We start from the raw sequence: 13,623 nt of genomic DNA on the forward strand, positions 1-13,623 counted from the left end.
CTCGGCGCCAGAGCTGTATAGATACACAGGAGTGTAGCTAACTTTATAAGGTTTTGCACCTGAACCTTTACCGGGTCTTTATGACCAGTCGGTTAGTTTGTTTTACTTCTTCCATCACCACATAGGTGCGGGTGTCGTTGACGCCCGGCAGACGAAGTAAAGTCTCTCCTAACAGTTTACGGTAAGCGGACATATCAGGTACGCGGGTTTTCAACAAATAGTCGAAGTCCCCAGAAACCAAATGACACTCCTGAATATCTTCAAGTTTTTGCACTGCAGCATTGAATTGCTCAAACACATCCGGCGCACCACGGTTGAGTGTTATTTCAACAAACACCAGCAGCGACGCATCCAGATAATGTGGATTGAGCAACGCAGTATAACCGTTGATGAAGCCCTGGCGTTCTAAACGACGAACGCGCTCCAGGCACGGCGTTGGAGATAATCCTACACGTTTGGAAAGCTCGACGTTTGAAATCCGGCCATCCTTTTGCAATTCGTTGAGGATGTTACGGTCAATACGATCGAGATCTTTTCCCGGACGTTTTTTGTTGTCTACCATTATTATTGTCTCTCTGCTGTCCTTCCCTGCACCTGCCATACCCTAGCCAACTTCAATGTGTCAGGGTTTGTCCCAAGCGAAGACCCGATTGTTATAGGTTTTAGCACCCTGTATAAGCGCATTCTTCCCTGTCAAAAGAAAACGCACTCAGTGACCTGATACCGAGAAAAAATAATGCAGTGAAATTAATAGCTTGCATACAGCAAGCTGTTTTCACTAAATCCTGCGCAAGAAAAAACCAGCCATTTAGAATCCCAAACGAGTCAGGTAGCAGCTGATCGTATAATTTCAAGTCACAGGCAGGCGATTAATTTCTTCGTCCCCAGATGTTTTCGCAAATGCACAGCGGATTGTCAAAGTAAAAGAAGCAAAATCAGAAGAACGTGCCAGATTGAAAAGACACCGCGCCCTTTTTAGCTATCTTTCTGCGGCCAATAATAACCAAACAATGAGATGACTTTTCCACGATAACTCCGGCGAGAAGCCGGAATTTCTCTCAAAAAAGCCACAGGGTATTTAACAAAACAGACCCGGCCAACACGGCGGGTGGCATCATATTCCTCTGCCCATCAATCAGTTACCTAGCTTACAGCCAAGCAACCGTTCTCTTTTACGCGGGTTTAAACGTAAAAACTATCAGACAAATCGCTAACAACATCTGAGTTTGCTTTTTTTACCACGCGCTTTTCCCTACAATCGTTTCATTGCCAGTCGCGCCACCACGGAGATGAATTGCTCATGAGTACGATTAAACACAGTAAATTATTGATTTTAGGCTCAGGCCCTGCCGGTTATACCGCAGCGGTTTATGCTGCCCGTGCCAATCTGACCCCGGTACTGATCACCGGCATGGAAAAAGGCGGTCAGTTGACCACAACCACCGACGTTGAAAACTGGCCTGGTGATCCTGAAGGCCTGACAGGTCCTGCTCTGATGGATCGTATGCACGAGCACGCTGCAAAATTTAATACTGAAATCATTTTCGACCATATCAACAAAGTTGATTTACAAAACCGCCCGTTCCGCTTGTTTGGTGACAGCGAAGAGTACACCTGTGATGCGCTGATTATTGCTACCGGTGCTTCCGCGCGTTACATCGGTTTGCCATCCGAAGAAGCTTTCAAAGGTAAAGGCGTTTCGGCCTGTGCGACCTGCGATGGTTTTTTCTATCGCAACCAGAAAGTTGCCGTGGTCGGTGGTGGTAATACAGCCGTCGAAGAAGCACTGTATCTGGCCAACATCGCTGAAGAAGTGCATCTCATCCACCGTCGTGACAGCTTTCGCGCAGAAAAAATTCTCATTGACCGCCTGAACGAAAAAGTCAAAAGCGGCAACATTGTTCTGCACACCCATAAAACGCTGGATGAGGTTCTGGGCGACCAGATGGGCGTAACCGGAGCAAACCTGCGCGATGCGCGTACTGATGAGCTGAACAGACTGGACGTTGCCGGTGTATTCATCGCTATTGGTCACAGCCCGAACACCGCGATTTTTGACGGTCAACTGGCGCTGGAAAATGGCTACATCAAAGTGCAATCAGGTATTCATGGCAATGCGACCCAGACCAGCATTCCTGGCGTCTTTGCCGCGGGCGATGTGATGGATCATATTTACCGTCAGGCAATCACTTCTGCGGGTACAGGTTGTATGGCAGCCCTGGACGCCGAGCGTTACCTTGACGGCTTATCTCAAGCTCCGGATTTATAATCACTCTGCTGAGCGATTATCCACATAAATGATAATGAGTAAGGTGGCTTAATTGCCGCCTTATTGTTTTCAGTTTTTAGTCTGAGCATGTAACATGAGCGGCCTCCCATCTGGATTGCTGCACAGACTGATGCCTGATGAACAAAACACGACAACAAGAACTGATCCGCTGGTTAAAGCAACAAAGCTCTCTCGCAAAAGGCTGGATACGCCTGTCGATGATGCTCGGTTTACTCTCGGGCTTATTGATCCTTGCTCAAGCCTGGCTCATGGCCGGACTCCTCCACAGCCTGATTATTCAACACACGCCGCGCGAAGCCCTGTTGCAAAGTTTCCTGTTGCTGGCCCTGACTTTTATTCTGCGTGCGATCGTGACCTGGTTACGTGAACAGGTTGGTTTTATCTGCGGAAAGATCATCCGTCAGGAGATGCGCAAACTGGTGCTAGACCGGCTGGAGAGACTTGGGCCGGCGTGGATTCAAGGTAAACCTGCTGGCAGTTGGGCAACCATTATCCTCGAACAGATCGAAGAGATGCAGGACTACTACGGGCGCTATCTGCCGCAAATCGCTCTGGCGGGGATCATCCCGTTACTCATCCTGGTTAGCATCTTCCCGATCAACTGGGCTGCAGGCATGATCCTTCTGGTCACTGCGCCACTCATTCCGATCTTTATGGCGCTGGTTGGCATGGGTGCTGCCGATGCCAACCGCCGTAACTTTACTGCTCTCGCCCGCCTCAGCGGCAATTTTCTCGATAGCCTGCGGGGCCTTGATACCCTGCGCCTGTTCCACCGCGCACAGGCTGAAACCGAGCAGATCAGTCGATCCACCGAACATTTCCGCGCCAGAACCATGGACGTGCTGCGTCTGGCGTTTTTATCTTCCGCCGTGCTTGAGTTCTTTGCTTCCCTCGCCATTGCTGTCGTCGCAGTCTATTTTGGCTTCTCGTTTCTGGGTGAACTGAATTTCGGCAGCTACGGTACACCGGTTACCCTGTTCGCTGGCTTCTTGGTACTGATTCTGGCTCCAGAGTTTTTCCAGCCGCTGCGCGACCTCGGGGCATTTTACCATGCCAAAGCGCAGGCTGTTGGTGCCGCAGAAAGTCTGCTGACGTTTCTCAGTTCAGAAGTCGAAAGTCAGGGACAGGGCACGCAAAGCTGGCATAGCCAGAAGCCAATATCACTCTCGGCCAAAGATCTGATTGTCTGTTCACCTGAGGGCAAAAAACTGGCCGGGCCTCTTAATTTTGACCTGCCCGAAGGTACCCGTGTTGCCATTGTTGGCCTGAGCGGCGCGGGGAAAAGCTCACTGCTCAACGCGCTGCTGGGTTTTTTGCCCTATCGGGGCTCGTTACAGGCTAACGGCTGTGAGTTGCACGATATTCGCAGCAGTGACTGGCGTCAGCAGCTTGGCTGGGTCGGACAAAATCCGCACCTCCCTGAGCAAACTTTACGTGCCAACATCTTGTTAAATCAACCTGATGCCAGCGACCTGCAACTTCATTCAGCCATTGAGCGCGCCTATGTCAGCGAGTTTTTAGCCCTGCTACCGCAAGGTCTGGATACCACACTTGGCGACAGCGCCGCACGCCTGTCGGTCGGCCAGGCACAACGGGTTGCCGTGGCTCGCGCCCTGCTATCTCCTTGCCAGTTATTGCTGTTGGATGAACCGACCGCCAGCCTTGATGCTCATAGTGAAAAACGCGTGATGCATGCACTGACTGAAGCCTCTGCGTTACAAACTACCCTTCTCGTGACGCATCAATTAGAAGATACCGAACATTACGATATGGTTTGGGTGATGGATAAAGGCCAGTTGATCGAACAGGGTAGCTATCAACAGTTAATCGTGCAAAACGGCGCTTTCTGCCGCTTGCTGGCCCAGCGCAGTCAGGAGCTGTAAACATGAAAACTCTACTGCCTTATCTCGCGCTATACCGTCGTCACTGGTTGCGACTCTCGTTGGGCATCATTCTGGCGATTGTCACGCTGCTTGCCAGCATCGGGCTGCTGACCCTGTCCGGTTGGTTCCTTGCCGCTTCGGCAGTCGCAGGTTTAGCCGGTTTATATACATTCAACTATATGCTGCCGGCCGCAGGTGTACGTGGTGCAGCGATATTCCGTACTGCCGGGCGCTATGCTGAACGTCTGGTCAGTCACGATGCCACTTTCCGCGTTCTCGCTCATCTGCGCGTCTTTACTTTTACTAAAATCATGCCGTTGTCACCGGGTGGTATTGCCCGTTTCCGTCAGGCTGATTTGCTTAACCGTCTGGTGGCAGATGTTGATACGCTAGACCATCTTTATCTGCGGGTCATCTCTCCGCTGATCAGCGCACTGGTTGTTATTCTGGTCGTCACCTTCGGACTGAGCTTTCTGGATCTTAATCTTGCACTGACGCTTGGCGCGATAATGATGGTGCTTATGTTGTTGTTACCGATTATTTTTTATCATGCCGGACAGCCCATTGGCCGCGAACTAACCAGCCTGCGCGGAGCCTACCGCACACAATTAAACGCCTGGTTACAAGGCCAGTCAGAACTGGTGGTGTTTGGGGCACAGGCACGATTTCGCCAGATGCTGGATGACATTGAACGTCACTGGATGCATCGCCAGCAACAGCAAGCAAAACTCTCAGGCCTCTCACAGGCGATGATCATTGCCTGTGCAGGGCTGACCGTAACGTTGATGTTGTGGCTGGCGGCAGGCGGCTTCGGCTCATTGACTCAGCCCGGTGCACTGATTGCTCTGTTTGTCTTCACGCCGCTGGCCGCCTTTGAAGCGCTTGGGCCGGTTGCGGCTGCCTTTCAGCATCTGGGGCAAGTCATTGCTAGCGCAAACCGAGTTAGTCAGGTGATTGAGCAGCCACCGCGGGTCACCTTCCCGCTACAGGGTGCTTCAGTACAAAACCAGGCCGTGATGCACATTGACGGCCTCAACTTCACCTATCCGGGTCAGCCGTTACCGGTACTAAAGAACATTGGACTGCACATCAATGCGGGCGAGCACGTCGCTTTACTGGGCAAGACCGGCTGTGGCAAATCCACGCTGCTACAACTGCTGACCCGTGCATGGGATGCCGGCAGTGGCAGCATCAGGCTAAACGGCCAGCCGCTGGCCGACTATGCGGAATCAACCCTGCGTCAGATGATGACCGTGGTCAGCCAGCGGGTACATATTTTCAATAATACGCTGCGTGAAAATCTGCGGATGGCGTCGCCCCACAGCAACGATGCCGAAATGGTTTCAGCACTGGAAGCGGTTGATTTGCATGTGCTGCTTGAAGACGAAGGGCTAAATGCCTGGCTTGGAGAAGGCGGCAGACAGCTTTCTGGCGGCGAACAGCGTCGGCTTGGGCTAGCACGCGGTTTATTGCATAACGCACCGCTGTGGCTGCTGGACGAACCCACAGAGGGTCTGGACGCCGAAACCGAGCGCCATATACTTGCGCTGTTACGCAGACATTGCCTTGGTAAGACGCTGATACTGGTCACCCACCGCCTTTACGCTCTTGAAACGATGGACAAGATTTGCGTGATGGAAGAAGGGGAAATCGTCGAGCAAGGTGATCACCGGACACTCATGAGCCTTGCAGGCCGTTATGCCCGTTTTCGCACACGTGGTTAATCTATTTTCGTCCAAAGATGAACAAGGTTTTATATGCAGTTAGTTAAACTTGAGGCGAACTCAGTCAACTTTCCGGAGCCGGAAACGGCTTTGCAGGAACCTAACGGACTGCTGGCACTGGGTGGTGATTTAACTCAACAACGCCTGCTTTCCGCTTACTATCAGGGTATTTTCCCGTGGTTTGACCCTGGCGAAATGATCCTGTGGTGGTCACCGGACCCGCGTGCTGTGCTCTTTCCGCCTGAGCGGCACCTTAGCCGTAGCCTGCGCCGTTTCATGCTTAAAGAGCCTTATCGCTTCACTCTCAACCGTGCGTTTGCCGACGTGGTCCATGCCTGTGCTCAGCAACGTGCCGAAGGCACCTGGATTGGTCAGTTGATAAAACGTGGCTATCAGGATCTGCATGATTCAGGCCATGCGCATTCGGTTGAGGTTTGGTCAGGTGATGAGCTAATTGGTGGCATGTACGGGGTAAGCGTGGGCGGCCTCTTTTGCGGTGAGTCTATGTTTAGCCGCCAGATCAATGCATCAAAATGCGCCGTGATGATTTTTTGCCAACATTTTACCCGCTATGGCGGAGAACTGATTGACTGTCAGGTGCTCAACCCTCACACTGCGTCGCTGGGTGCGAGAGAGATCCCCCGCCGACAATTTTTGCAGCTGCTTTCCCGGCTTTCAAATCATCAATTACCACCGGAATGCTGGCTGCCCCAAGACTTATCCCCACGTTATGAAGACCTGCCGATAGTCCCGATGGATAGGGAATAGATAAGGTCGTGGTCCATATTTCTTTACATAATGTGGGTTTTTCGGCATTATCTTGCCGGTTAAAAACTATGGTAGTTAGACCTAGAGGATTCGATGGCCAAAGAAGACAATATTGAAATGCAGGGTACCGTACTTGATACGCTGCCAAACACTATGTTCCGCGTTGAGTTGGAAAACGGTCACGTAGTTACTGCACACATCTCCGGTAAAATGCGTAAGAACTACATCCGCATCCTGACGGGCGATAAGGTCACTGTAGAATTGACCCCATACGACCTGAGTAAAGGCCGCATTATCTTCCGTAGCCGCTAATAAGCGGTTCACTCATCGCTGATTATTCTGGCGATACCTGAGGATACCCTTTTCGCCCTTCCTGCTGTTGCAAGGGCGTTTTGTGGTATCCGAAATTTGACGAGTGTAGCGTAACTCTGCTTTGTATACTCTGTCAGTTGTCTGTTCTACTTAATCACAGGCATAAAAAAGGCGATGATATCATCGCCTTTTTCACTTTTACGTTATCAGCTACTACTTAATGCACAGCGCCTTCCGCTTTTTTCTTCTGCGCACTCATGAAATGGTACGTCAGTTTGTCAGCGCTCTTATCGAGCTCGACGGAGACTGAACCACCGTCAACCAACGAACCAAACAGCAATTCGTTAGCTAATGGCTTCTTCAGATTCTCCTGCACGGCGCGGGTCATTGGGCGTGCGCCCATGGCCTTGTCGTAGCCTTTAACCGTCAACCAGTTGCGCGCTTCGTCGCTGACTTCCAGCGAAACGCCCTTCGCATCCAGCTGTGCCTGCAGTTCGACGATGAACTTATCGACAACCTGCTGGATCACTTCTGTGGACAAGTGGTTGAACCACATCACATTGTCCAGGCGATTACGGAACTCTGGCGTAAACACCTTCTTGATCTCTTCCATCGCATCAGGGCTATTATCCTGATGCACCAGACCGATCGACTTACGTTCTGTTTCACGTACGCCAGCGTTGGTGGTCATCACCAAAATAACGTTACGGAAGTCTGCCTTGCGGCCGTTGTTATCGGTCAGCGTTCCGTTATCCATCACCTGCAATAACAGGTTGAAAACATCAGGATGCGCTTTCTCGATTTCATCCAGCAGTACGACAGAGTGCGGATGCTTCAGAACAGCATCAGTCAGCAAACCGCCTTGATCAAAACCGACATAACCCGGAGGCGCACCGATCAGGCGGCTTACAGTATGACGTTCCATATACTCGGACATATCAAAGCGCAGCAGTTCGATATCCAGCGCTTTTGCCAGTTGAACCGTCACTTCGGTTTTACCCACGCCCGTTGGACCCGCGAACAAGAAAGAACCGACCGGCTTGTGATCCTGACCCAAACCTGCACGACTCATTTTGATCGCTTCTGTCAGTACTTCAATCGCCGGATCCTGCCCGAACACCAGCATTTTCAAACGATCGCTGAGGTTTTTCAGCACATCACGGTCAGTTGAAGAGACGGTTTTTTCCGGAATACGCGCAATACGTGCCACCACGCTTTCGATGTCGCTGACATTAACGGTTTTCTTGCGTTTGCTGACCGGCATTAACCGGCTGCGCGCGCCCGCTTCATCAATAACGTCGATAGCTTTGTCCGGCAAGTGCCGGTCATTGATATATTTGACCGACAGTTCAACCGCCGCACGTACTGCTTTCGCGGTATAACGCACATCATGGTGCGCTTCGTATTTGGTTTTCAGGCCGTTGATGATCTGTACGGTTTCTTCTACAGAAGGCTCTGTGATATCAATCTTCTGGAAGCGGCGCGCCAGGGCGCGGTCTTTTTCGAAGATATTGCTGAATTCCTGATAAGTCGTAGAACCGATAACCCGGATTTTACCGCTGGAAAGCAACGGTTTGAGCAGGTTTGCCGCATCCACTTGCCCGCCAGATGCCGCACCTGCACCGATGATGGTATGGATCTCATCAATAAACAGGATGCTGTTCTTGTCTTGTTCGAGCTGTTTAAGCAGCGATTTGAAACGTTTTTCGAAATCGCCACGGTATTTAGTGCCCGCCAGCAATGAACCGATATCCAGGGAATAAAGGGTACAGTCAGCAATGACTTCCGGTACATCGCCCTGCTCGATTCTCCATGCCAGGCCCTCGGCAATAGCGGTTTTACCCACGCCGGATTCACCCACCAGCAGCGGGTTATTTTTGCGACGGCGACAAAGCACCTGAATAGCACGCTCAAGTTCTTTGTCACGGCCAATCAGCGGATCGATCCCTCCAACACGCGCCAACTGGTTAAGATTAGTGGTGAAGTTCTCCATACGATCTTCCCCCGCCGACTGCTCTTCGTTAACTGGGTTTTCTGCATTGTTTGGCGTCTGGCCCGACTCATCTTTACGCGTACCGTGAGAGATGAAATTCACCACGTCGAGGCGACTAACGTCATGTTTGCGCAGCAGATACGCAGCCTGGGACTCCTGTTCACTGAAGATAGCAACCAGGACATTAGCACCAGATACTTCATTACGTCCGGAAGACTGAACGTGGAATACCGCACGTTGCAGAACGCGCTGGAAACTCAGCGTCGGCTGGGTATCACGCTCTTCTTCACTGGCAGGTAAGGTGGGCGTGGTTTGTTCGATGAACGCTTCCAGTTCCTGGCGTAACGCCACCAGGTCAACGGTACAAGCTTCAAGCGCTTCACGGGCGGCAGGGTTGCTCAGCAACGCCAGCAGCAGGTGCTCCACGGTCATAAACTCATGCCGGTGCTCACGGGCTCTTGCGAAAGCCATGTTGAGACTGAGTTCAAGTTCTTGATTGAGCATAGGCACCTCCCAAATAGATTGCCTTAATCAGGCTTTTTCCAGCGTACACAGCAAAGGGTGTTCATTCACTTTGGCATAGTCATTCACATGTGCAACTTTGGTTTCAGCAACTTCAGCAGTGTACACACCGCAGATGGCTTTCCCTTTATAGTGCACCTGGAGCATCAATTGCGTCGCACGTTCAATATCATAAGAAAAGAACTTTTGCAGAACGTCAATCACAAATTCCATCGGCGTGTAATCGTCGTTGTTTAATATAACTTTATACATAGATGGCGGTTTTACCTCATCCTTTAGTTTATCCGCCGCTAAGTGTTCAAAATTCAGCCAATCTTGATTCTTACCCATTGCCTGCCCATTACCCTTCGAAGATCGATTCTGACTTAAAAGGGCACTAACAACACCGTGCTTGCCTTAAGTCATGACGTTTAACATTCATTTTACCATCTCTTACGTCATCATGCCGCAGCACATAAACCTGTCTTTACCATCGGCGCTAACGTTGAAATAATGAACAAATTATTTCAATAGCGTTACCTGCTTCAAAGTTTGGTTATCTGCCCACAGTCGACAAATGCCGTTCTCTTGACGTCCGGATCAATTCCACTAGAGTGTAATTTCGTCTGCTGAATACCCATCAGAAGCGCCTGCATTCAGCGACCCACGGGCACTTACGCTCACTTACTGGCTTAATCTCTTCAACTCACCAAACTGTCATAAGAGGGAAGTAGAAGCATGGAGACGGGTACTGTTAAATGGTTCAATAATGCTAAGGGCTTTGGCTTCATTTGCCCTGTAAATGGCGGTGAAGACATCTTTGCGCATCACTCCACGATCCAGATGGAGGGTTATCGTACTCTCAAAGCCGGACAACAAGTGAGCTTTGACGTTCATGAAGGGCCAAAAGGAAATCATGCCAGCCTCATCATTCCGGTGGAAAGTGAAGCGGTTGCCGAACCGGCTGCATAACGCTCTATTGGTCCCCTCTTGCTACCGATGCTTTTCCAAATGCCAGTCTTACATTGACTGGTATTTTTATTTATGGGGGAGAATTGCCCAGGCTTCAAGTCCTGAAGCTGAAAAAGGCATTTATTTGTCATACTTCCTGACGATGGAATAGGTCACAATATCGCCAAAAAATTACATTTAGTAAAATTATCTAAACGAAATCCAAACAGTTGTAAAGCTTTCACTGTTGCTAAATCGCCGTTGTAATTTGGTTTATTCAGCACCTGTTCAAATAGTCCTATTTCGGGCCCGCAGGCACGTAACGAAGACGAACAGGTACAACACAATGACAAGTCTCATTTACCCTCTCGAAAATGTCAAAAAGCTTTCTGGCTTACAGTTGCTGTCGGCCTTGGTTTCACATCAACGGGTACCGGGTAAAGCATGGAACCGCACGAATTACCGCCTGAAGTTTTTGCTGCGTACGCTGTGGTCACCGCGTGTGACGTTAAATCTGCTGGACTATCTGGCCCAGCATCCGCAGCGTGATGAGATCCTCAAGGCCATGCCTTCCCTGCCATGCAAGCTGCACCGCGTATATCAGTCGGTGAACATTAGCCGTGGGACGGCGTTGAAAAACATCATCGCCCATTACGATCATCTCGCCTCACATGTTCCACCGGCTATTAGTTATGCGCTGCTGAGTGCCAAACCGTTGAACATCGCGGTACTTGAAGGCAAAGAGGGTCAGCGTTTTGACCTTCGGCTCAACGCTGTTTCTCATTTTGACAAAGAGGGCGAAACCTCTTTAATGCTCATCAATGAAACCGGTGAATCGGTGGCCACGGTGACCTTCTCGCTGATCGACTACCAAGGGCAGCCAACGTTATTCATTGGTGCAATTCAGGGACCAAAAGCATATGTTGAACACGCGGAAATCCAGAGAGCCACGAAAGCCTGCCACGGTTTATTCCCGAAAAGGCTGGTAATGGAAGCGGTGATGCAGGTCGCCGAACTGACCCAAATGACGCAGATTGTAGCCGTCAGTAAACACACGCATATTTATGAACACCCGCGCTATAAAAAGCGTAAAGGGATGGTCTTGGCTGATTACGACAGTTTTTGGGAAACCCTGCACGGTAAGTTAGGCGAAGATGGCTATTTTCATCTGCCAGGCCAGATCCACCATCGCCCACTGCAAGAGATCGACAGCAAGCGTCGTTCGGAGTACCGCCGTCGCTACCTGTTGCTTGATGATATGCAAGCACAGATCTGCCAGGCTTTTTCGCAGGGAGCTTAATGCTAACGCCCGTCAAGTACAGGCTAGTCAGCCCGCCCGCGTGCCAGCCATGCCACACGGGAAAACATTTGCCGGAGCAGAGGCGGCACAGAGCTGACACCACGCTGTGATGCAGCCAGCGCCACATCAATGGCCAGATCCGGTTTTGAGGTACGATGAATGGCTTTGTCGATGATTCTGCGCGGCGACATGGGTACGTTTTCCGTCAGCGCAGCATGTCGGCGATATACATCCTCAAAACCACCACGGTAAAGAAAGTGTTCGATATCCTGTGAAGGCAAGGCCGTCAGACGATAACGCAGCGTATCGCTATGGCTTTCGACATGACTTATCACAGTCGCCGCATATTTCTTGCCCGCATCGTCACCGTCTACCAGCACATGCCATTCGATCCCCATCTGTCTGGCAAAGCGCAATAGCGGCTTAAGCCCGGACTGAGCAAATTCAATGACTTTGATCCCTTCTGACTCAAAATGGTAACCGCACAGCCGCGCCAGCTGGTTCAGCAACCACACCTCGGTTTCCCCTTCCACCAGCAGCCAGCACCGGGCGAAAAATGATGACGGTCGGTTAAAACGAATGTGGAAAGCAATGCGGCGACTGTCCTCAGCACTTAGCCCTTGCGGCCCAATGCTGTAAGCCGCCACTCGGCCAGATTCGCGCACAAGTCGACAGATTTGCTCGACTGGAACCAGCGACAATAGCTCACCAGAGTTGGTTGTCGTAATGCGTTGCAAAGGAAGCTGGTCGAGAAGTCCCCAGGCCACCGACAGCATGATCGGATGTAGCCGGGTTTCGGGGTCTTCTATCAATAGCAGCGGACGGGCGTCGGGGTGCAGCAGCACGGAGCCTTTTGCCTGTAATAATGTCGAGAACATCCCCAGCAGCATAACGCGCATACTGCGGCTATTGGGTTCAGCAATCATCCGGTTGATATTACCCAGTGAGCGCCACGCCCGGCGGCTTTCTGCCCTGCCGTGACGTTTTTGCTGCCACGACACACTATTGGTGGTGCCCTGCTCCGCGAAATAGTGTTCAAGCAGTTGCTGCATAGCCGCCAGCCCACTGCGCAGTTCACTGTTGGTCAGATTTTGCGGATTATGGACCAGACCGCGCGTCAGCTCATCAAGTTCGCGAGCCATCTGCTCATTGTCTTTTGCCAGACGCGGTGCCAGCGTTTCGCTGCGCAAACGACGGATGAAACGCGCATCTCGCAGGCGTAAAACCGGATTAAGTGTGATCAATGCCTCGGCCAGTGGATCGATGGTCTGCAGATTAAGCGCCTGTCCGTTGGCGGAGAGAAAACTGCGCAACGTTAATACGCTACCATCGTCATCCAACTCACCCTCAAGACGGTAATAGATCCGCGTCAGTTTATCAGGGCACTTCACCCATAAAGGTGAAAGCGGATTAAACCGGGGTGAAGTGTGGTGCCCAACCTGATTTTCACAGAAGGTAAAGACTACGTGCAGGTATTTAGTTTTCTCCTCTCGCTCACCTGCGGGGAAATAAAAATCCTTTTCTTTAAAGCAGTAAAGCTCTGGCTGCGGTGAGAGCAGCAACGTCAGTGCGTCCAATAGACTGGACTTACCCCAGGCATTTTCACCAATCAGCACCGTATTGGTGGTTACCGACGACACACTCTCCTCGTTGATAGGCCCGGTGATCGACGCCCCACGCCGTGTGGGTTGTGTCAGGGTCAGTGAAAGCCGGTTAAGACCACGAAATCCTGCAATGTCGATATGTTCCAGATACATCAGAGCGCTCCCGTATGCTTTCGCCTGATATGAGCATGGCGTTAAAAGCAGTTTTAGGTCAAGCACTCTGCCCATAGCCTGCGTGCTTAAGTGACTTTACAGCCCGGTAACTTTTGGTTAGCGTGTTGGCCGCACATTCAGGAT

General features: G+C 51.1%; 11 protein-coding genes and 1 pseudogene. 8 read left to right on the top strand and 4 right to left on the bottom strand.

The genetic code is table 11. The annotated features are described in order from the left end of the window. Positions 1-67 precede the first annotated feature (67 nt). Positions 68-562, bottom strand: a complete 495-nt coding sequence (lrp, locus tag ACMV8I_RS08085) for a leucine-responsive transcriptional regulator Lrp (protein ID WP_013574775.1) — start codon at positions 560-562, stop codon at positions 68-70. 304 nt (positions 563-866) lie between these two features. On the opposite strand from lrp, the pseudogene ACMV8I_RS08090 reads away from it, so the two are divergent. The 6 genes and pseudogenes from ACMV8I_RS08090 to infA all read left to right on the top strand — a co-directional run. Then, positions 867-1,019 (top strand): annotated as a pseudogene (locus tag ACMV8I_RS08090) (hypothetical protein); the annotation flags it as partial. Positions 1,020-1,300: 281 nt separating this feature from the next. Continuing rightward, positions 1,301-2,269 (top strand): thioredoxin-disulfide reductase, encoded by a 969-nt coding sequence (gene trxB, locus ACMV8I_RS08095; protein WP_498864642.1) that lies wholly within the window; start codon positions 1,301-1,303, stop codon positions 2,267-2,269. Positions 2,270-2,406: 137 nt separating this feature from the next. Then, positions 2,407-4,173 carry a heme ABC transporter permease/ATP-binding protein CydD gene (gene cydD, locus ACMV8I_RS08100; RefSeq protein WP_498864643.1) on the top strand — a complete coding sequence of 589 codons (1,767 nt, stop codon included), beginning with the start codon at positions 2,407-2,409 and terminating at the stop codon, positions 4,171-4,173. Positions 4,174-4,175: 2 nt separating this feature from the next. Next, on the top strand, positions 4,176-5,897 hold the full coding sequence (gene cydC / locus ACMV8I_RS08105; protein WP_498864644.1) for a heme ABC transporter ATP-binding protein/permease CydC: 1,722 nt from the start codon (positions 4,176-4,178) through the stop codon (positions 5,895-5,897). A gap of 33 nt (positions 5,898-5,930) precedes the next feature. Then, the gene (aat, locus tag ACMV8I_RS08110) at positions 5,931-6,665 is read left to right on the top strand and encodes a leucyl/phenylalanyl-tRNA--protein transferase (protein ID WP_498864645.1); all 735 of its coding nucleotides are present in this window, start codon (positions 5,931-5,933) and stop codon (positions 6,663-6,665) included. Between the two features lie 93 nt (positions 6,666-6,758). After that, complete coding sequence (gene infA / locus ACMV8I_RS08115) at positions 6,759-6,977, top strand: translation initiation factor IF-1 (RefSeq protein ID WP_004244560.1); 219 nt, start codon at positions 6,759-6,761, stop codon at positions 6,975-6,977. 217 nt (positions 6,978-7,194) lie between these two features. Here infA and clpA read toward each other — a convergent pair whose 3' ends face one another. Both clpA and clpS read right to left on the bottom strand, forming a co-directional pair. Then, positions 7,195-9,474, bottom strand: a complete 2,280-nt coding sequence (gene clpA, locus ACMV8I_RS08120) for an ATP-dependent Clp protease ATP-binding subunit ClpA (RefSeq protein WP_498864646.1) — start codon at positions 9,472-9,474, stop codon at positions 7,195-7,197. A 27-nt stretch (positions 9,475-9,501) separates the two neighbouring features. After that, positions 9,502-9,822 (bottom strand): ATP-dependent Clp protease adapter ClpS, encoded by a 321-nt coding sequence (gene clpS, locus ACMV8I_RS08125; RefSeq protein WP_498864647.1) that lies wholly within the window; start codon positions 9,820-9,822, stop codon positions 9,502-9,504. 387 nt (positions 9,823-10,209) lie between these two features. Here clpS and cspD point away from each other — a divergent pair, with 387 nt between their 5' ends. Next, a complete protein-coding gene (gene cspD / locus ACMV8I_RS08130) occupies positions 10,210-10,443 on the top strand; it encodes a cold shock-like protein CspD (RefSeq protein ID WP_498864648.1) in 234 nt (77 codons plus the stop codon). Positions 10,444-10,768: 325 nt separating this feature from the next. Beyond that, complete coding sequence (locus ACMV8I_RS08135) at positions 10,769-11,722, top strand: VirK/YbjX family protein (RefSeq protein WP_498864649.1); 954 nt, start codon at positions 10,769-10,771, stop codon at positions 11,720-11,722. Between the two features lie 23 nt (positions 11,723-11,745). Here the strand turns inward: ACMV8I_RS08135 and ACMV8I_RS08140 are convergent, their stop codons facing one another. Then, positions 11,746-13,479: a DUF2813 domain-containing protein gene (locus ACMV8I_RS08140; protein ID WP_498864650.1), complete on the bottom strand. Its 1,734-nt coding sequence runs from the start codon at positions 13,477-13,479 to the stop codon at positions 11,746-11,748. Between the last annotated feature and the right edge of the window lie 144 nt (positions 13,480-13,623).

The organism is Ewingella sp. S1.OA.A_B6, from assembly GCF_049889095.1.
In the GTDB taxonomy this organism is placed as follows: domain Bacteria; phylum Pseudomonadota; class Gammaproteobacteria; order Enterobacterales; family Enterobacteriaceae; genus Ewingella.

Excerpts from the sequence above, each read along its gene's own strand:
- lrp (WP_013574775.1), bottom strand. The coding sequence starts at position 562 with ATGGTAGACAACAAAAAACGTCCGGGAAAAGATCTCGATCGTATTGAC.
- trxB (WP_498864642.1), top strand. The coding sequence starts at position 1,301 with ATGAGTACGATTAAACACAGTAAATTATTGATTTTAGGCTCAGGCCCT.
- cydD (WP_498864643.1), top strand. The coding sequence starts at position 2,407 with ATGAACAAAACACGACAACAAGAACTGATCCGCTGGTTAAAGCAACAA.
- cydC (WP_498864644.1), top strand. The coding sequence starts at position 4,176 with ATGAAAACTCTACTGCCTTATCTCGCGCTATACCGTCGTCACTGGTTG.
- aat (WP_498864645.1), top strand. The coding sequence starts at position 5,931 with ATGCAGTTAGTTAAACTTGAGGCGAACTCAGTCAACTTTCCGGAGCCG.
- infA (WP_004244560.1), top strand. The coding sequence starts at position 6,759 with ATGGCCAAAGAAGACAATATTGAAATGCAGGGTACCGTACTTGATACG.
- clpA (WP_498864646.1), bottom strand. The coding sequence starts at position 9,474 with ATGCTCAATCAAGAACTTGAACTCAGTCTCAACATGGCTTTCGCAAGA.
- clpS (WP_498864647.1), bottom strand. The coding sequence starts at position 9,822 with ATGGGTAAGAATCAAGATTGGCTGAATTTTGAACACTTAGCGGCGGAT.
- cspD (WP_498864648.1), top strand. The coding sequence starts at position 10,210 with ATGGAGACGGGTACTGTTAAATGGTTCAATAATGCTAAGGGCTTTGGC.
- ACMV8I_RS08135 (WP_498864649.1), top strand. The coding sequence starts at position 10,769 with ATGACAAGTCTCATTTACCCTCTCGAAAATGTCAAAAAGCTTTCTGGC.
- ACMV8I_RS08140 (WP_498864650.1), bottom strand. The coding sequence starts at position 13,479 with ATGTATCTGGAACATATCGACATTGCAGGATTTCGTGGTCTTAACCGG.